General features: G+C 37.7%; 18 protein-coding genes. 10 read left to right on the top strand and 8 right to left on the bottom strand.

Annotated features, from left to right (window positions below; translation table 11 throughout):
* Nucleotides 1-10: 10 nt before the first annotated feature.
* The 5 genes from ADA56_RS09675 to dsbC all read right to left on the bottom strand — a co-directional run bounded on the left by ADA56_RS09675 (nucleotide 11) and on the right by dsbC (nucleotide 6434).
* Nucleotides 11-2386, bottom strand: a complete 2376-nt coding sequence (locus tag ADA56_RS09675) for an ABC transporter permease subunit (protein ID WP_080972320.1) — start codon at nucleotides 2384-2386, stop codon at nucleotides 11-13.
* Nucleotides 2387-2511: 125 nt separating this feature from the next.
* Nucleotides 2512-3201 (bottom strand): 5'-methylthioadenosine/adenosylhomocysteine nucleosidase, encoded by a 690-nt coding sequence (locus tag ADA56_RS02510; RefSeq protein WP_049369020.1) that lies wholly within the window; start codon nucleotides 3199-3201, stop codon nucleotides 2512-2514.
* A complete protein-coding gene (locus ADA56_RS02505; RefSeq protein WP_049369124.1) occupies nucleotides 3201-3872 on the bottom strand; it encodes a thiol:disulfide interchange protein DsbA/DsbL in 672 nt (223 codons plus the stop codon). Before ADA56_RS02505 ends, ADA56_RS02510 begins: the two co-directional genes overlap by 1 nt.
* A 48-nt stretch (nucleotides 3873-3920) precedes the next feature.
* On the bottom strand, nucleotides 3921-5645 hold the full coding sequence (gene recJ / locus ADA56_RS02500) for a single-stranded-DNA-specific exonuclease RecJ (RefSeq protein ID WP_049369019.1): 1725 nt from the start codon (nucleotides 5643-5645) through the stop codon (nucleotides 3921-3923).
* 102 nt (nucleotides 5646-5747) lie between these two features.
* Nucleotides 5748-6434, bottom strand: coding sequence for a bifunctional protein-disulfide isomerase/oxidoreductase DsbC (gene dsbC / locus ADA56_RS02495; RefSeq protein ID WP_049369018.1), 687 nt, complete (start codon nucleotides 6432-6434; stop codon nucleotides 5748-5750).
* Nucleotides 6435-6560: 126 nt separating this feature from the next.
* Between dsbC and prfB the strand changes: the two genes are divergently transcribed.
* A protein-coding gene (gene prfB, locus ADA56_RS09670) for a peptide chain release factor 2 (protein WP_111406587.1) occupies nucleotides 6561-7659 on the top strand; the annotation gives its coding sequence in 2 pieces (ribosomal slippage) (nucleotides 6561-6635 and nucleotides 6637-7659; 1098 coding nt in all).
* Nucleotides 7660-7709: 50 nt separating this feature from the next.
* Here prfB and ADA56_RS02485 read toward each other — a convergent pair.
* Nucleotides 7710-8777 carry a TIGR01620 family protein gene (locus ADA56_RS02485; protein WP_049369016.1) on the bottom strand — a complete coding sequence of 356 codons (1068 nt, stop codon included), beginning with the start codon at nucleotides 8775-8777 and terminating at the stop codon, nucleotides 7710-7712.
* A gap of 177 nt (nucleotides 8778-8954) precedes the next feature.
* On the opposite strand from ADA56_RS02485, the gene ADA56_RS02480 reads away from it, so the two are divergent.
* Genes ADA56_RS02480 through ADA56_RS02465 form a run of 4 tightly spaced genes read left to right on the top strand, consistent with a single transcriptional unit; the run spans nucleotide 8955 to nucleotide 11253 of the window.
* The gene (locus ADA56_RS02480) at nucleotides 8955-10061 is read left to right on the top strand and encodes a transglutaminase-like domain-containing protein (protein WP_049369015.1); all 1107 of its coding nucleotides are present in this window, start codon (nucleotides 8955-8957) and stop codon (nucleotides 10059-10061) included.
* Nucleotides 10036-10398 carry a mercuric transporter MerT family protein gene (locus tag ADA56_RS02475; RefSeq protein ID WP_005695901.1) on the top strand — a complete coding sequence of 121 codons (363 nt, stop codon included), beginning with the start codon at nucleotides 10036-10038 and terminating at the stop codon, nucleotides 10396-10398. The genes ADA56_RS02480 and ADA56_RS02475 overlap by 26 nt, the downstream gene beginning before the upstream one ends.
* 9 nt (nucleotides 10399-10407) lie before the next feature.
* On the top strand, nucleotides 10408-10686 hold the full coding sequence (locus ADA56_RS02470) for a heavy-metal-associated domain-containing protein (protein ID WP_049369014.1): 279 nt from the start codon (nucleotides 10408-10410) through the stop codon (nucleotides 10684-10686).
* A gap of 21 nt (nucleotides 10687-10707) precedes the next feature.
* Entirely contained in the window at nucleotides 10708-11253 is a 546-nt protein-coding gene (locus ADA56_RS02465) for a hypothetical protein (RefSeq protein ID WP_049369013.1), read from the top strand.
* 48 nt (nucleotides 11254-11301) lie between these two features.
* On the opposite strand, the gene sodC is transcribed toward ADA56_RS02465, so the two are convergent.
* Together sodC and ADA56_RS02455 are read right to left on the bottom strand one after the other, a co-directional pair.
* Nucleotides 11302-11862, bottom strand: a complete 561-nt coding sequence (gene sodC, locus ADA56_RS02460) for a superoxide dismutase family protein (protein ID WP_005695896.1) — start codon at nucleotides 11860-11862, stop codon at nucleotides 11302-11304.
* A gap of 109 nt (nucleotides 11863-11971) precedes the next feature.
* Nucleotides 11972-13381, bottom strand: a complete 1410-nt coding sequence (locus ADA56_RS02455; protein WP_049369012.1) for a YcjX family protein — start codon at nucleotides 13379-13381, stop codon at nucleotides 11972-11974.
* Nucleotides 13382-13469: 88 nt separating this feature from the next.
* On the opposite strand from ADA56_RS02455, the gene ADA56_RS02450 reads away from it, so the two are divergent.
* Genes ADA56_RS02450 through ADA56_RS02430 form a run of 5 tightly spaced genes read left to right on the top strand, consistent with a single transcriptional unit; the run spans nucleotide 13470 to nucleotide 18874 of the window.
* The gene (locus ADA56_RS02450; RefSeq protein WP_049369011.1) at nucleotides 13470-15170 is read left to right on the top strand and encodes an ABC transporter substrate-binding protein; all 1701 of its coding nucleotides are present in this window, start codon (nucleotides 13470-13472) and stop codon (nucleotides 15168-15170) included.
* Nucleotides 15170-16135 (top strand): ABC transporter permease, encoded by a 966-nt coding sequence (locus ADA56_RS02445; RefSeq protein WP_049369010.1) that lies wholly within the window; start codon nucleotides 15170-15172, stop codon nucleotides 16133-16135. Before ADA56_RS02450 ends, ADA56_RS02445 begins: the two co-directional genes overlap by 1 nt.
* Nucleotides 16125-17012 (top strand): ABC transporter permease subunit, encoded by an 888-nt coding sequence (locus ADA56_RS02440; protein WP_049369009.1) that lies wholly within the window; start codon nucleotides 16125-16127, stop codon nucleotides 17010-17012. The genes ADA56_RS02445 and ADA56_RS02440 overlap by 11 nt, the downstream gene beginning before the upstream one ends.
* Nucleotides 17013-17015: 3 nt before the next feature.
* Entirely contained in the window at nucleotides 17016-18071 is a 1056-nt protein-coding gene (locus tag ADA56_RS02435; RefSeq protein WP_049367513.1) for an oligopeptide/dipeptide ABC transporter ATP-binding protein, read from the top strand.
* Entirely contained in the window at nucleotides 18071-18874 is an 804-nt protein-coding gene (locus ADA56_RS02430) for an ATP-binding cassette domain-containing protein (protein ID WP_049369008.1), read from the top strand. Before ADA56_RS02435 ends, ADA56_RS02430 begins: the two co-directional genes overlap by 1 nt.
* The last annotated feature ends 59 nt before the right edge of the window (nucleotides 18875-18933 follow it).

Raw genomic sequence — 18933 nt, 5'->3', positions numbered from 1 at the left:
TTTCACTCCTTTAAATTACAAAATCGTTACGTAAAATTTCATTATTAATAAATCGACGAATTCGAGGATCATCATTATTTCTTAACTCACTTGGTGTTTGTAAAAATGCTATTTCACCAGAATCCATAAACGCAATTTTATCTGATACCCGCATTGCGAATTGCATCTCATGGCTCACAATAATCATTGTCATTCCTTCTTTTGCAAGTTCTTCCATAACAAGCAATACTTCTCCAACTAGTGTAGGATCCAATGCCGAAGTTGGCTCATCAAACAGCATAATTTTAGGTTTCATGACCAAAGCTCTTGCAATAGCTACTCGCTGTTGTTGTCCACCCGATAATTGATGTGGATATTTATTGGCATGTTGCAACATTCCTACTTTATCAAGCATTGCTAAAGCCAATAATCGAGTCTCATCTTTAGGTTTATTATGATACTCAGGAGCAAGGAGAAGATTTTCTAACACTGTCTTATGCGGAAATAAATTATAATTTTGGAATACCATTCCTAAATTCACAATTTTACCCACTGAATTTGAAACAAAATGGCTACCATTGATAAAGTCCTCTCCTTCTAATTTGATACTTCCTTCATCTAACGACTCTAAACCATTAATACTTCGAATTAACGTTGTTTTACCTGATCCTGAGTAACCAATAATTGAAAGTACCTCACCCCATTTTAAAGAAAGATCAATACCTTTTAGAACTTGTACGCCGTTAAAGGATTTTTTTACTCCATGTACACTCAATGCTTCATCGCTATTAGCATGTTCAGTTTTTAAAATACTATAAGGTACTAATGCTGACTTATCGATATTAATCTCAGCATAATTTTCATTTTTAATTAAAGATACATCTAATTTGCTTTCAACTTTTTTTAGCACCCAAGACAAGAAACTCACGATAATAATGTAATAAAATGCAACAGCAAGCAAAGTTTCTAATACTAAAAAGTTACGTGTATAAAGCTGTTGTCCGACTAATAAAATCTCAGTTAAAGAAATTACCGAAACAAGAGAAGTTAATTTTACAATTGTAATATACTGGTTAGTTAGTGGAGGTAACGCTACTTTTAATGCCTGAGGAATAATAATTAAACGTTGAAGCCCCCAGAATCGAATTCCTAATACTTTACCGGCTTCATATTGACCTTTAGGTATAGAGGATAAGGCTCCACGATGAATTTCTGCTATATAAGCAGATTCACTGAGCACCATAGCAATTAAACCTGCAATAAATGGATTTGATAATAAAACAGAACTAGCACTCCAGAATTGAGGCACATTATAGATAAAAATTAATAACACTAATAAAGGTAAACTACGAAACAACCAGATATAAGTATTCGAAAATTTATTAACTAGTTTTTTATTCGATTGAGTTCCAAGCGCAAGAAAAAATCCCCAAATAACAGCAAAGATCCAAGTTAATGTACTTAACTCAAATACGGTTAAAACAGCTTTCCAGAAATCAGTATTTACGAATAAGCTTGCTAAATATGACCAGTTAAAACCTTTTGATATCGTTTTATCATTTCCATTTTCACTAGCTAGAATCGCATTATCTAAGGCATTTTCTAGTCCATTTTGTTTTAATAATGCTTCATTTGGAAACTCAAGGTTATATTTTTTTAGTAATTTTTCATATGAACCATCTTCTAAAGTATCTTTTATCGCATGTGCAATAACAGCCTTACCTGATAAGTCATTCTTATTAAAAGCAAGTCCAATCAATACTGGATATAACTGTTCTTTATTTGTAATTTTTAAACGATCACCTAATTGATTAATCACCATCTGTGCAACGGCTGCGTCTTCATACTGAACATCAACACCACCAGATAAAAGTGCTTGAGCAGCCTCTGGTGCACTCGGATACTCTTTCACAATAAGCGGTTTTAGATTTTTAGGCGCACAATACTTTTCTGAAACCTCATTCATCGTTGGAATCCAAGCTGCACCTTTCATTGAAGAAATGCTTTTACCACAAAGATCCTCTAATTTTTGTGGAGAAAAGCTATCGTTACCTCGAACAACAAGAACGCCTCCCGTTTGTAAATAAGGGAGAAAATCAACTTGCTTCGCTCGTTGAGGATTAACATATAAAGCTGAAGCAACAAGATCATAATGTCCAGCATTTAATCCAATAATAATATTTTCAATTCGAGTGTCTTTAAACTCGACAGGACGATTCAGATTTTTTCCAAGTAATCGCATTAAATCAGGATCAAATCCGCTAGCCTCTTTATTATCTAAGTAAGCATAAGGAGCATAAGTTAAATCAATTCCTACTCGTAAAGGGCTTGCGTCATTAGCTTGTGAAAAGAAAGACAACAATAACAGCAATCCTCCCACAAGAGTTTTATGTATGATGTTTAGCATTTTGATAATCCTTTTATTGTTATAAAAAATAAGCCTCCATTAACGGAGGCTTTTGATTTTATGTGTTTTATAAAAGGCTATCTAATAACTGATTTCCCTATTATATAATGATTTTATATATAAGCTTACAATCTATCTATCATTCCCAACACTAATGCCGATGATTGTTTTGCTGCAAGCGGAAGGAATTCCTCAAATGACATACTTGCTGCGCCATCGCCTGCATCAGAAATAGCTCGAACGACCACAAAAGGTACGTTAAAGGCATGACAAACTTGTGCAATCGCTGTTGCTTCCATTTCTACTGCTGTTACATTAGGGAAATCTGCTTTAATTTGAGCAATTTTTTCTTCACTATTAATAAAACTATCGCCCGAGCAAATTAAACCACGTTTTACATTTTGCCCTTGTGATTGTGCAATTTCATCGGCTAAATCTGCTAATTTTTTATCTGAAAGAAAAGCCGCTGGATTTGCGGGTAATTGACCTTTTTCATAGCCAAATGCCGTCACATCGGCATCGTGATAGCGGGTTTCATCAGAAATAACGATATCTCCTACTTTTAAGCCTTTTACAACACCGCCTGCTGAGCCCGTATTTAAGACCACATCCGGTCTAGCCAATTGCAATAAAGCGGTGGTACCAATAGCCGCAGCGACCTTACCTATCCCTGATTGCAATAATGCGACTTCTTTACCATTAATTTTGCCTTCAAAAATGACCGCACTTGCCACTTTTGTTTCTTTTTTATCTGTCATTAATTGGGATAAAATTTCCACTTCTTGTGCCATTGCACCAACAATCCCGATTTTCATTATTTTTTCCTTTCTTGCTCAAGTTTATTCACTAAGAAATCTAATACCGCGACGCCATAATCATCGTTATATAATGTACTTGCGGTGAGCACATATTTTCCGCCCACAACCACATAAGGGAACGTAAATACGCCATATTCTTCTGTTAAATTAATGGCATTATTCACATCTTCTTTTACTTCAGAAGAATGCACGACCTTATTAAATTCAGCTTTACTGATCCCTTGCGAGACTATCCATTCACGCATCTTATCTAATGACGATAATTCGGTATAACGTGCCTTTTCAGAGGTTTCAAATAACAGCGTATCTGACAACTCGCCTACTTTTAAACGCTGTAAGGTATAAAATATTGTCGCTGAAAATTTTGCTTCGTTCGTAGCAACCGGGTATTCATCTAATGCCACTTTATTTGGGCGAATTTGGCTATAAAGCTGCAAGATGTCTTGCGCTGAAGAACAAACTCGACAGTCATAATCAAAGAAAAATTGGATCGGAATTTTACGATCGCTTCTTTTGGCTTGTTCAATCGGTTCTTGATATGAAAAATAATCTCGACCATCTTCAAACTGTGCGACATTCGCTGGTGGTAAGTGCGGTGGATTTTTGGCAGAAAAATCCTTTGCACTGACTTCACCGAATGCGACATTCGTCACACTCAGCAATATCATTGCAAAGGATCCTTTTAATAATTTATTCTGCCAAACTTTTTTCATAAATTAACCAATTGGTTCAATATAATCGACTAATAATTGGACGTTTCGATTTCCACGAAACTCATTAATTTCTAACTTATAAGCAAATTTTGCCTGCTTAATCGACAAATCGGGATAATACCGAGTATCGATATTAAACGCAATGGCATCTAATAATGGACCACCATTTTTAGGCTCAACAAGCATTTTTAAATGATTTTGATTTTGTCCGATAGCACGTTGCTCAAAAATTTTAAACTCACCATCAAAAACAGGCTCAGGAAAAGCTTGTCCCCAAGGTCCGCCAGATTTTATCACTTCTGCTGTTTCAATACTAAATTCATTTGCTTGAAGTTCGCCATCCGTCCAAATTACACCTTGTAATTGATCTTCATTTAACCAATCTTGCACCGTTTGATTAAAAATCTTTTGAAAATCAGGGAAAAAGCTTTCTTTAATGCTTAATCCTGCTGCCATGGCATGACCGCCAAATTTTAAAATCATATCAGGATGTTGGGAATGGATGCGCTCTAATACATCGCGCATATGCAAGCCTTCAATTGAACGCGCAGAACCTTTTAAAATACCTTCTTGATCTTGTGCAAAAGCAATAACGGGTCGATGGTATTGATCTTTGATTCGAGAAGCTACAATGCCTAATACGCCTTGATGCCAATCTGGCTGGAATAAGGCTATCCCCATAGGTAATTCATCAGAAAGTGCGGTGAGATTTCGGCAAATTTCTAAGGCTTCTAACTTCATGTCTTGCTCAATTTCTTTTCTGGCTTGATTTAAACTATCCAAATCTAAGGCTTGCGCTCTAGCCTCTTGCATACTTTCTGTAAGTAATAACTCCACACCAACAGACATATTATCTAATCGACCCGCAGCATTTAAACGGGGAGCAATCGCAAAACCCAAATCAGCCGAACAAAGTTTTTCAACTTCCCGATTAGCCACTTCTGCGAGAGCAATAATTCCTGGTCGACAACGTTTCGCACGAATTCGCATCAAGCCTTGATGGGCTAAAATACGGTTATTTTGATCAAGGGGAACAACGTCTGCAATTGTGCCGAGCGCGACTAAATCCAGTAATTCAGTAAAATTAGGTTGTGTTTCTGCCGTAAAAATACCCAATTCGCGAAATTTAGCACGCAAAGCGAGCATTAAATAAAACGCCACGCCTACGCCGGCTAAACATTTTGAAGGGAAATCACATTGTTGCAAATTTGGATTAACAATGGCATCAGCATTTGGCAGTATTTCTGGCGGTAAGTGATGATCGGTAATCAACACCTTCACCCCTTGCTCTTTTAAATACGCCACGCCCTCAAAGGAGGATACTCCGTTATCTACCGTCATCAATAACTGCACGCCTTTTTCCATTGCCATTTCAGCAACTGGCACACTCAATCCATACCCTTGCTCAAAACGATTTGGCACAAGATATTCCACATCAGTAAAGCCAAGCATACGCAAAGCTAATACTGAAAGTGCCGTACTGGTTGCTCCATCGGCATCAAAATCACCGACGATAACAATCTTTTGTTGCTGTTGATAAGCTTCAAACAATAAATCCACGGCTTGTTGAATACCGTATAATTTATTAGGGTTCAGCATTGATTGCAAAGTGCGGTCTAATTCTTGGCTATTTTTGATATGACGAGAACGATAGAGACGATCGAGTAATGCATTATCTGAAACAGGATTTCCGGCAGGAATTTCACGACGTTTGATGAGTTTTTTCACAGTATTTTGTTATTAAAAATGACCACTAAAGGAACATTCGATATGTGCTTTGATGATATGAATATTTTAAGGGCGTATATCATACGCCCTCACTACTAACAATTATTGTGCTGATTCTTGTAACACAGCTAATAAATCTTGAGGTTTTAAATATCCCCCAAGCATTTCACCTGTTGAAGTCACAATACTTGGCGTACCTTTCACACCAAGTTGTACACCTAAATCATACTGTTTTTTCACAATGTTAGGTGTTTTCAATTCTTTTGGTAAGTTACCTTTTTCTGCTTCGTTCAATGCAAATACAGGATCTTTCGCTGTCCAAATGGCTTCCATTTGGCGAGCTGTTTCATTCATTCCAGCACGTGGGAATGCAAGATAACGAACGGTAATACCTAAATCATTATATTCTTTCACTTGTTGATGAAGGATATGGCAATAATGACAAGTAATATCCATGAATACGGTCACAACATATTTTTCATTTTTTGCCGGATAAATGATCATTTCGTTTTTTAACGCATTCACTTTATCCGCTAAAAGTTTACCTGCCACATCAACTGGGCCTTTATTTGTTAATTCATACATTTTGCCTTGCAAAACATATTGACCATTTTCACTTACATATAAAATGCCTTGATCAGTCACCGCTGTTTTAAGGCCTTTTACCGGTGAATCTTTCACTTCAATATTTTTCGCACCTAATGCTTGTAATTTCGATTTAATCTCAGCATCAGTCGCCATCGCAGTGGCAGAAGCAGTGATTAAAAGTGCGGTCAGTAATTTTTTCATTTTTATTCCTAAATATCTAAACAACAAAGATTAGAATTATAAATGGATCGATGATTTGTGCAAGCCAAACTACCCAAAAAACTGAAAATGACTTATACTTCTGCCGCTTATAGAGGTTTATTTATTATGTTTGAAATTAATCCAATCAAAAACAAAATCGCCGACCTTTCCGAGCGCACATCTGTGCTTCGGGGGTATCTTTGACTTCGATGCAAAAGTTGAGCGTTTAGAAGAAGTTAATGCCGAATTAGAACAACCCGATGTGTGGAACGATCCTGAAAAAGCTCAAGCGCTTGGGAAAGAACGCGTTTCACTTGAACAAGTGGTTGATACCATCAAGAATTTAGAACAAGGTTTAGAGGATGTTGAAGGGCTGCTTGAATTAGCCGTTGAAGCTGAAGATGAAGAGACCTTCAATGAAGCCGTTGCTGAATTAGACGAACTTGAACAACAACTTGCAAAATTAGAATTCCGCCGTATGTTTAGCGGTGAACATGATGCGTGCGATTGTTATGTCGATTTACAAGCAGGTTCCGGTGGTACAGAAGCGCAGGACTGGACAGAAATGTTACTTCGCATGTACCTTCGCTGGGCTGAAAGCAAAGGCTTTAAAACAGAATTAATGGAAGTATCCGATGGTGATGTGGCGGGTTTAAAATCAGCGACGATTCGTGTTAGTGGTGAATATGCTTTCGGTTGGTTACGCACAGAAACAGGGATTCATCGTTTAGTACGTAAAAGCCCATTTGACTCCAACAATCGCCGCCATACATCATTTGCAGCGGCTTTCGTTTATCCAGAAATTGATGACGATATTGATATTGAAATCAATCCGGCTGATTTACGTATTGACGTTTATCGTGCATCTGGTGCGGGTGGTCAGCACGTCAATAAAACTGAAAGTGCGGTGCGAATTACTCACATGCCAAGTGGGATTGTTGTGCAATGTCAAAACGATCGTTCTCAACACAAGAATAAAGATCAAGCTATGAAGCAGTTAAAAGCGAAATTGTATGAGCTTGAGTTACAAAAGAAAAATGCGGACAAACAAGCGATGGAAGATAATAAATCGGATATCGGTTGGGGCAGCCAAATTCGTTCTTATGTGCTAGATGATGCACGTATTAAGGATCTCCGTACAGGCGTTGAAAATCGTAATACGCAAGCCGTACTAGATGGCGATCTTGATCGCTTTATTGAGGCCAGCTTGAAAGCGGGACTTTAATCATCTCTTTTATACAAAAAAGTGCGGTCAATTTTAACCGCACTTTTTTATTACACTTCTTCTTTTTCTTTCAGTTTATTCTTGCCTAGCACCGTATCTTTCATTACCGTGAGCAATTCTTTTTGAACATGAGAAAGTTTTGGCTTTTCTGCTTTATCAAATGCCAGTGGACGACAAAACTCCATAGCCTTAATGCCTAATCGAGCTGTCAATACTCCCACGCCGATCCCCTGTGCAGCTCGTGCAGAAAGTTTTGCGGTAATATCTTGCGAAAGCCAATCCATCCCTAAATCTTGCACGATTTCAGTCGCACCGGCAAAAGCAAGATTCACTAACACCATTCTGAGCAAACGAAGACGGGTAAAATACCCAAGCTCAATCCCATAAATCGCTGCAATTTTATTGATTAAACGAATATTTCGCCACGCAATAAAAAACATATCAATAACGGCCAAAGGACTAATTGCCACAATCACAGCAGATTCTGCCGACATTTTTGTAATCAGTTTTTTCGCTTTTTGATCAAAAGACTGTAACACCGTCTTACTGAATAAATGGGTGACTTCGCGAGCAGAATAACTTTCATTCAGCTGTTTTTCCCATTGGACAATTGAGGGATGTTGCGAATCCAATTTTAAGGTATCGGCAATCGATAAACACAAGGCTTTTCCTTTCTCGCTATCCTGTTCAGAAAAAACTTGATGATTTTTAACCGCACTTTCACCTATTAATCGCTGACTTTGTTCTTGTAAATTCAAACGCTTTTTGAGTTTCACTAAACGTCGCCATTCTGCGATAATTTCAGATAAACCAAACAGCACTACCACAAAACTCACTAACGCAAAAGCAAGGTAAATCCATTGTTGGTTCTGATAACTGTCCCAAATCCATTGAACAGATTGTGCAACCGTCGCCCCTAAAAATAAAAGTGCGGTCAATTTTAAAACCGTTTTCCAACCACTCGCTTTTGGCTTCACTATTTGTTCAAATTGCTCGTCCAATAACTCCCCTTCTAAAGGTTCATTATCGATGGTTGTTTCAACATTATAAAATTCCTGCTTAGGCAGAATTTCTTCCTCTTCTGGTTGTTGAGATTGTGTGAAAATTTGTTTTGTCATTATTCTTTCCAATAAAAATAGAAACGGTATTTTACTTCGAATTTCTTTAGCAAATCTTAAATGGCTGAAATAAAAAAGCAATATTGACTAGAAAATAAAATGAGCTACTATAGTCATGTCCACAATTAGTTTATCTAATGTGTTAAGTTTTAACTGTTAACTAAGAAGGATCTTTTCATGAAGAAACTTATCGCCACTGCGGTACTCTCCGCATGTTCCATGGCTTACGCCAATACCGACATTCCAAACTACAATACCGATTCTCATCTGTATGAATTCACTCAAACTTATGACTTAGTTGCGCCAAAAGGTTCGCAAGGACAAGCGAATCTGTGGGTGCCTTTACCATTTAATGGTGAGTATCAACAGGTAAAATCTATCCATTTTGAAGGTAACTATTTGGATGCCTATGTGACAGAAAACAACAAATATGGTGCGAAAACGCTCTTTGCAACTTGGGATAAAGATGCACAAAAACGCGATTTAAAAATCACAATGGTGATTGAAACCAAAGATCGTGAACCTATGGTTAAAGGTGCATTAGAAAATTACAAGCCACCAAAAGAGATTCACTATTCTGTTGATGTACAAGAATATTTAAAACCGACTCAACATATTAAAACTGATGGCATTGTGAAACAGTTCGCCGATAAAATTGTGGGCACTGAAACTAATCCATTGAAAAAAGCTGAGTTGATTCACCAATGGATCGTCAATAATATGGAACGTGATAATTCCGTTTTAGGCTGTGGCGATGGTGATGTAGAAAAAATTCTGACCACTGGTGTGTTAAAAGGTAAATGTACTGATATTAACTCTGTTTTCGTTGCACTTGCTCGTGCCAGCGGTATTCCTGCTCGTGAAATTTTCGGTATTCGTTTAGGTGCGGCGGATAAAATGGGCAAATACTCCAAAGGTGCATTCGGTAGTGCGGACGAACATGGCGTAGCAAACGTAAGCGGTGGTCAGCATTGTCGTGCTGAGTTCTATCTTGCGGGCTTCGGCTGGGTGCCTGTTGATTCTGCAGACGTGGCAAAAATGCGTTTAGCAGAGAAAAAATCGGTTGACGATAAGGATACACAAGCCGTTGCCAAATACCTATTCGGTAACTGGGAAGCTAACTGGGTAGGCTTTAACCATGCTCGCGACTTCGATTTATATCCGCAACCAGAACTTGCCCCACTCAATAACTTTGGCTATCCGTACGCTGAAGTGGGTGGTGACCCGTTAAATTCCTTTGACCCGAAAGAATTTAAATATGACTACATCTCTAAAAAGCTCTAATAAATCTTTTTGGGTTGCGATTGCCACCGCGCTAAGTGCTGCGGTGGCATCAACCTTGTGCTGTATTGCGCCTTTAATCTATTTAGTATTTGGCGTGTCATCCACATGGTTGATTGGCTTGGGTGAATATGATTATTTACGCATTCCGATGCTTATCGTTTCACTATGCGCCTTTGCCTACGGCTTTTGGTTGCTGATGTTTTCCAAAAAAATCATTTGCAGCAAATACATTTCCCGTAAAAAGCTCATTGTTTTGTATTGGATTGTATTTATCGTCATGCTCTTTTTCTTAACTTATCCAACCATTTTACCGTGGATTTTAGAGCTTTCTAATTAGGAACAAAAAATGAAGAAATTAACGACCGCACTTTTGCTCTCATTGTTCACCTTCTCTGTTGCACAGGCAGAAGAAACAAAGCAAGTTGTGCTAAAAGTAAATGAAATGAACTGCCAGCTTTGTGCTTATTTAGTGAATAAAGAGTTACGCAATATTGATGGCGTGATTTCCACTAAAGCCTCTATTAAAGATAGAACTGTGACTGTTGTAGAAGATCCGAAAGTTTCTGATGAGCAATTGATTCATGCGATTCACAAACTGGAATATACGGCGGAAGTGGTTAAATAAATTATACACTTATCTAAAAGTATGAAAAATTATCTCATTTTATTTTTAAGCTTTCTTATCATTGGCTGTGCTCAAATTGTAACTAGACCACCTATAACTCAATACAACCCACAAAAACATGCAAGAATTAGAGTCATTCTCGAACGAGAAAAAGGGGAGCAACGACAATCATATACGAATTTCAAAGTAGTAGAGAATGGAAAATATAAAGAATATGGCTTTAAAGTATTTCTACTTGATGGATATGTAGCAGATAAGGAGATTATTTCTCTTGGCATGCCAAATAAACCTAAGCTTTACAAAAAATATGCAGAACAAAGTTATCGGGAATTTATTGTACCAGCTGAGAGTGAAATAATCTTACCAAATACAAAAAGTATATATTGTGATGAGGCATGGTTTTTTAATACTTGTTACGAACATGTAAGCTCAAGTAAGTTTGTAGCTCATGCAGGAAAAGATTATGAGATTATTAATTCATATCATGTTTATGAAATTTTGAATGAAGAAGAAAGTAAAGAAATTGAAAGAAACAGTGAGAGCCTTGGTAGTAGGAAAATACCATAAAAAAGTGCGGTCAAAATTGACCGCACTTTTTTGTCTTTAGAAATCGACTTATTTAATCACGCCACACGCCATACGTGGACCGCCACCACCAAGTGGAGCTGGATGATCTGAGTGGTTATCACCGCCCGCGTGAATCATAATAGAATGACCACGAACTTCATCTAATTTTTTAAGACGTGGCGCTAAAACAGGGTTAGTTGCTGTACCATCATGTAATACAGTTAAAGCCGGTAAGTCACCTAAGTGAGCATCATCTTGCCATGGGTAACCGTGTTGTTTTGCGCCTTTAGGATCCCAGTGACCGCCAGCCGCTAAACCTGCTGTTAATTTGCCGTCTTTTTCTTTTGGATCACAGCTTGGATTTTCATGAATGTGGAAACCATGTAAACCTTCAGCTAAACCTTGTAGATTTGGTGTAAACACTAAACCATAATTTGATTCAGTAATAGTTACAGTCCCTACATCTTTGTTACCATTTGCAGGATCTAATTGTTGTACTTTTACTTCGATTGAAGGACCTGCTGGTTTTGCCATATGGTCATGTGCATTTGCCACGCCAGCAGCACAAATTCCGCTGATTGCTAATGCTAAGAGAGTTTTCATTTTCATCATAAGCTCCTTTACTTTAGAAAGACTCAAATTAATTCTACCTAAATACCAATAAAAAAATAGTGGTTTATATTAAATATTTGACAATTAAATTGATTTGATTTTTCTATCAATCAAACCTATCCGCCAATAAAAACTGCAAGACTGCATCCATTCTTAAATGAGGGATGCTTTCACCCTGTTGTAAAACTTGAGGTTCAAAGGAATCAAAATCAAAAGATTGTTTTGACCAGAACTCTGCATTAGGTAGTTTACTTGGAACAGAACCCGGATAAAGGGTAATCAGTTGCTTATCTAAAGAACGCACACCTTGAATAGCTTTAATTTGTTTACCGTTTTGATTAACTAAAACCTGTTTTGTCGCTCGAATCGCAGCAATTGCCGTATATTCTGTATCAATCCCTTCAAATTCTACATGACGGCCACCCTCTTGCACCAATTGGCGCATCAGACTAATTAAGTTTTGAATTTGATCTGTTGTGATATGATCGGCTTTTGTTGCCACAAACATGAGCTTATCAATATTCGGGGAAAACAAACGATTAAGTAAATTGCGTTTTCCATAATGGAAATTTTTGAAAAGCTGATTAAGCCCTGTTTGCATATCAATAAAAGCTTGTTGGCTATGATTCAGTGGCGTTAAGCAATCGGCTAGAATAACTTGGCGATCAAAAGTAGAAAAATAATTTTCATAAAAGCCTTTCACCACCTTATTACGATAATAATCATACCGCTTATTTAACATGGCAAAATAGCTATTGGATTTCGCCTCTTTTTTCAGTTTTAACCATTGTTCTTCCGACAAGTGCAATAACGGGAAAAATTGCAATACAGGTGCACCTTCTAATTCTCCAGGCAAGACGAATCGGCCAGGTTGAATAAATTGCATTCCTTCTGCTTTGCAGGCAAGCAAATAATCGGTATAAGATTTTGCAATCTGCGCTAAAACATCTTCATTGACGACCGCACTTAGGTCGAGTTTTTTCAGTTTATCCAACCAATCTTGAGCAAACTGCTGGCGAATACCTGATGTAATTTTGGCTTGTTCAAATGACCATTGTTGAAAATCTAAATTCAGCAAAGGTAAATCCAATAGCCATTCACCAGGGTAATCAAAAATATCCAAATATAATGTGCCACGTTCTTTAAAATGGCGAAGTAAGCCCGATTGGCGTTCAAAACGAATAGCCAGGCGTGTTTCACTTACGCCTCGAGTAGATTGGCACCACTGTGGTGGATTATTCATTAAATCATTGAAATTCGCTTCATAATCAAAACGTGGAATACTTAAATCCTGCTGAGGAACACGTTTTACCGCTAAAATAGATTGATTTCGAGCAGCCTCAAATAAAGGAAGATGTGCATTTCCCTCTTGATTAATATGTAACAATTGATTAATCAAACTCGTAATAAAGGCTGTTTTACCGCTTCGACTTAGCCCTGTCACAGCTAAACGTAAAGTGCGGTCAAATCCACGATTGATTATTTGATTAATTTCCCGATTAATTGATTTAAACATATCCTAAAAATCCAATAACTAGCCATTTTTGCCAAGATATTTTACAATTCACTCAATTTATCACAAAACGGTCTTTAATAATAAAGCTATGTTACGTCGAAATGTCACTTTTTGTTTTTTATTGTGTGGGTTGAGCCAAATTAATCTGGCACAAGCCGCCCCTAGCATACCCAAAATGCTGACAGAAAACGGCTTAACATACTGCACGAATGCATCGGGTTTTTCTTTTAACCCGCAAACTGCCGATGCCGGCACGAGTATGAATGTAGTGACAGAGCAAATTTATAACAAACTGTTTGATATTAAAGATCACAGTGCCGCACTCGTTCCAGTGTTAGCACAATCCTATTCTCTTTCATCTGATGGTAAACAAATTCTCATCAATCTTCGTAAAGGGGTGAAATTCCATCGTACTCCTTGGTTTACACCAACTCGTGACTTTAATGCGGAAGATGTGGTCTTTTCGATTAATCGTGTTTTAGGGCATGATACTTACTTGCCTACATTTTCAGATAATGAAGTAACCTATAAAAATCCACAATATAGAATCTTCCACGAACAAGCTAAGAAGGTACACTTTCCGTATTTTGAAAGTATTAAGCTGAATCAAAAAATTAAAAGCATCACAGCAACGAATCCTTATCAGGTCAAAATTGAACTGTTTGAACCCGATGCGTCAATTCTGTCGCATCTTGCCAGTCAATATTCTATTATTTTCTCTCAAGAATATGCGTATCAATTAAGTGCAGATGATAATCTCACCCAATTGGACACACACCCTGTTGGCACGGGGCCTTATCAAGTAAAAGATTACGTTTATAACCAATATGTTCGCTTGATACGCAATGAAGCTTATTGGGAAAAGAAAGCCAAAATTGAAAATATTATTGTGGATCTTTCTGCAGATCGTACAGGGCGTTTAATTAAATTCTTTAATAATGAATGTCAAATCGCCTCTTATCCTGAAGTCAGCCAACTCGGTTTGCTAAGTGAGAAGGACGACCGTTATTATCTTCAATCTACGGATGGAATGAACCTAGCCTATTTGGCTTTCAATTTCCAAAAGCCATTAATGCAGGATAAAACTATTCGTCAAGCTATTTCGCAAAGTTTAAACCGTTTTAGAATTGTGCGAAATATTTACCACAATACAGCAACCGTAGCGAATAACATTATCCCTGATATATCTTGGGCTTCTGCGATTAATACGCCTGATTTTTCTTATGATTATCAACCCTCAGAAGCGGAAAAAACGTTACGCGATAAAAAGCTCACGTTAAAGATGTGGGTAATAAACGAAGAGCAAGTATATAACCCTGCACCAATTAAAATGGCAGAGCTCATCAAATGGGATTTAGCCAAAGCGGGAGTGGATGTTAAAGTGCGGTCAGTAACACGCACGTTTTTAATCGAACAATTGCGCAAAGGCACAGAAGATTACGATTTAATCTTAACGGGTTGGCTTGCTGGAAACCTTGATCCTGACGGTTTTATGCGCCCAATTTTAAGTTGTGATACACAAAAGGAAATCACTAATCTATCCAATTGGTGTAACCCTGAATTCGATAAGATGATGGATCGTGCACTATCCACCAATCATTTGTATGAACGTTCTAAAGCGTATAACAATGCGCAAGAGCTCATTTTAAACGAATTACCTATTGTGCCAATTGCAAACGTCAAAAGACTTTTAGTCGCACGTGGTAATGTAAAAGGAATTGAAATGACCCCATTTGGTAGCATCAATTTTTCTACCTTGTATTTCATGAAAAATAAGGAGAATAAATAATGCTCGTTTCAGCGATCCGTCATGTGATTTGGGTAACCATTTTATTATTGATTCTGTCCGTATTAAGTTTTGTGATTTTAATGCGAGATCCACTCAATGCAGATCTTGTCACAAATAACATTTATAGTGCTTATTATCATTACCTTACATCATTGTTACAGGGCGATTTAGGGATTACCTATAACGGTGGAGAATCCTTAAAAGATTTAATTTTTACGGTATTACCACCTACATTAGAACTCTGTTTTACCGCACTTTTATTGGCTTGTATCTTAGGTATTCCTCTCGGCGTATTAAGTGCGGTCTATAATCAACGTGTTTTTTCACGTACATTGCAGAGTATATCCAATGTTGGTTTGTCTATTCCGATTTTCTGGTTTGCACCAATTTTGCTTTATGTAGCAGCGATTCAAAGCTGGGAGATCGCAGCCATTGGGCAATATAATTTACTCTATGAAATCAAACCTATCACGGGTTTCCCTATTATTGATGTGTGGTTTGTAGATGTGCCTTACCGAACTAAAATCGTACAAAATGTTTTACAACATCTAGCCTTGCCTACATTAGTGCTTTGTATTCTGCCGACCATGGAATTTATCCGCATCATTCAGCAACGAGCAGATTATTTACTTCAACAAGAATATGCTAAAGCAGCAGCGACACGTGGCTGGTCAAAATGGGTGATTTTAAGACGTTATGTTTTCCGCAATACTTTTCCATTATTGATTCCACAACTTACGCGTGTATTTACCTTAGTGTTAACGCAATGTATGTTGGTTGAGACAGTATTAGGTTGGCCGGGAATTGGGCGTTGGCTCATTGATGCCGTAACCCAACAAGATTACAACAGTATTTCTGCCGGTGTCGTGGTAATTGGTATTTGTATCATTATTATTGATACCTTCGCCAAGTTGCTCATGTTTGTGTTAGATCCATTGAATAAGAAGGGCTGGTATGCAAGATAGAGAACCTGATGAATTTCGCGAAAGCACCTCCTTCTTTCAGATTTGGTTGCTTTTCCGTCAGAATCGCGTGGCATTATTCTGTTTCTATTTATTTTGTCTTCTGATTTTGACCGCACTTTTTCCTAAACTCATTATGCCTTATAGCGAAAGCATGGAATTTGTGGGAGAAGAACTCATGCCGCCATCTTGGGTAGAAAAAGGTCGTATTGCTTTTTTCTTTGGTACAGATGATCTTGGTCGTGATGTACTCAGTCGATTAATTATGGGGACACAATATACTCTCGGTTCCTCTCTTTTAGTGGTCATTGCTGTGGCAATTATTGGTGGCGCATTAGGTATTCTTGCCGGTATGTCAGAAGGGATTAAATCTCGTTTCTTAGGTCATATTTTTGATGCGTTTTTATCTATCCCCATTTTGCTGATTGCTATTATCATTTCTACATTAATGGAACCAAGCTTAATAAACGCCATGTTTGCCACTATGTTGGCTATTTTGCCGTATTTTGTCCATGCGATTTATCAAGCGATTCAGCAAGAACTAAAGAAAGATTACGTTCTCTTACTGAAATTAGATGGTATTTCAAACTGGGAATTATTAAAAACGACAATCTTACCGAATATTAGTGTCGTCTATACGCAAGAAATTTCTCGCGCTTTTGTAGTTGCTATTTTAGATATTACAGCACTCAGCTTTATTTCTCTAGGTGCACAACGTCCAATGCCAGAATGGGGCGCAATGATTAAAGATTCGTTAGAGCTGATTTATCTTGCCCCTTGGACAGTTTTATTACCGGGCTTTGCTATTATTTTCACCATTTTATTAAGCATTATTTTTACTAACGGATTGTGTAAAGCAATCAATAAATATTACGAGTAACCCATGGCGCTGTTAGATATTCGCAATCTTAATATTGAAATTCAAACACCAAACGGTCGCATGAAAATTGTGGACGGCGTCAATCTTTCGCTTAATGAAGGGGAAATTCTAGGACTCGTCGGTGAATCAGGTTCAGGTAAAAGTTTAATCGCTAAAGTAATCAGTAATTCCATTAAAGACAACTGGATTGTCACCGCTGACCGTTTTCGTTTTAATGATATTGAATTGCTTAAACTGACACCGAATCAACGTCGAAAAATCGTTGGAAAAGAAATTTCAATGATCTTTCAAAACCCATTAAGTTGTCTTGATCCAAGTCGAAAAATTGGTAAACAGCTTATTCAAAGTATTCCAAACTGGACCTTTAAAGGTCGTTGGTGGCAATGGTTTGGTTGGAAAAAACGTCGTGCGATTGAATTACTGCACCGTGTAGGGATTAAAGACCACCAAGATATTATGGCGAGTTATCCAAATGAACTCACTGAAGGTGAAGGTCAAAAAGTGATGATTGCCGTAGCTGTAGCAAATCAACCTCGTCTCTTAATTGCAGATGAACCCACTAATTCTTTGGAATCCATTACGGCATTGCAAATTTTCCGTTTGCTTTCAAGTATGAACCAAAACCAAGGTACAACAATTTTATTAGCCAGTAACGATCTTAAAAGTATCAGTGAATGGTGTGATAGCATTTCCGTTCTTTATTGTGGGCAAAATACAGAGTCTGGGCCGACCGACCAAATATTAGAAATGCCTCATCATCCTTATACACAAGCATTGCTTTACTCTGTTCCAGATTTTAGTCGCCCCTTAGGTTTTAAAAGCAAATTAGGCACATTAGAAGGCACGGTGCCGATTTTGGAACAAATGCCGATTGGTTGCCGTTTAGGACCACGCTGCCCTTTTGCTCAGCGTGAATGTATTCAAAAGCCAAGCCGATATCGCATTAAACAGCATGAGTTTTCCTGCCATCACCCGATTAACCTTCGAGAACGGCAGTTTAAGGATAAAATTGCAACTTCACCGCTTACGCTCAATACCGAATCAAAAGGAAACGAATAATGCCATTATTACAAGTGGAAAATCTCAGTAAAACCTTTGATGAACCCGCCAAACTTTTTGGCTCGGAGCAGTTTTATGCGGTAAAAGACGTCAGCTTTACGCTTAACCGTAAAGAAACCCTTGCGATTATCGGTAAAAATGGTTCGGGTAAATCGACCTTAGTAAAAATGATTGCGGGGATTACTCCCCCAGCTTCAGGAAAAATCTTATTTAATGATTTACCATTACAATTCGAAGATTTTCACTATCGCGCACAGCATATTCGAATGGTTTTCCAAGATGCGAATTCAGCATTTAACCCGCGTTTAAATATTGGACAAGCCTTAGATGCACCACTGCGATTAATTACCGATTGGGATGAAGAGACTCGCAATGAAAAGATCTTTGAAACACTTTCGCTCGTGGGGCTTTATCCTGATTACACCAATCTTAAAATTAAACATCTTTCGGTCAGTCAAAAACAGCGGATCGCCTTAGCTCGCGCACTGATTCTTCAACCAGAGATCATTATTATTGACGATGCATTGAGTACATTAGATGCTTCTGTGCGTATTCAATTGCTTAATCTGATTTTAGATTTACAAGAACATTTAGGCATTTCTTATATTTATGTCGGACAAAATTTAGGCATTATCAAACATATTGCCGATCAAGTTTTGGTGATGGATGAAGGTGAAATTATCGAGTCTGGCACACCGAGAGAGATCTTTACCAATCCTCAAAATAACATTACTCGCCTACTTGTAGAAAGTCATTTTGGTCAATTGCTTGATGAAAATGCTTGGCAAACAACCACTTCCTAATTCTCTGTAAAACAAGTTAGGCATAGACATCTCAAAAAAACGTCTTTAAAATTGACCGC

Origin of the sequence: Parahaemophilus parainfluenzae (assembly GCF_001055095.1) — a bacterium.
In the GTDB taxonomy this organism is placed as follows: Bacteria; Pseudomonadota; Gammaproteobacteria; order Enterobacterales; family Pasteurellaceae; genus Haemophilus_D; species Haemophilus_D parainfluenzae_Z.
Note: the sequence above shows the minus strand (reverse complement) of the source record. Positions and strands in the feature narration are given on the sequence as shown.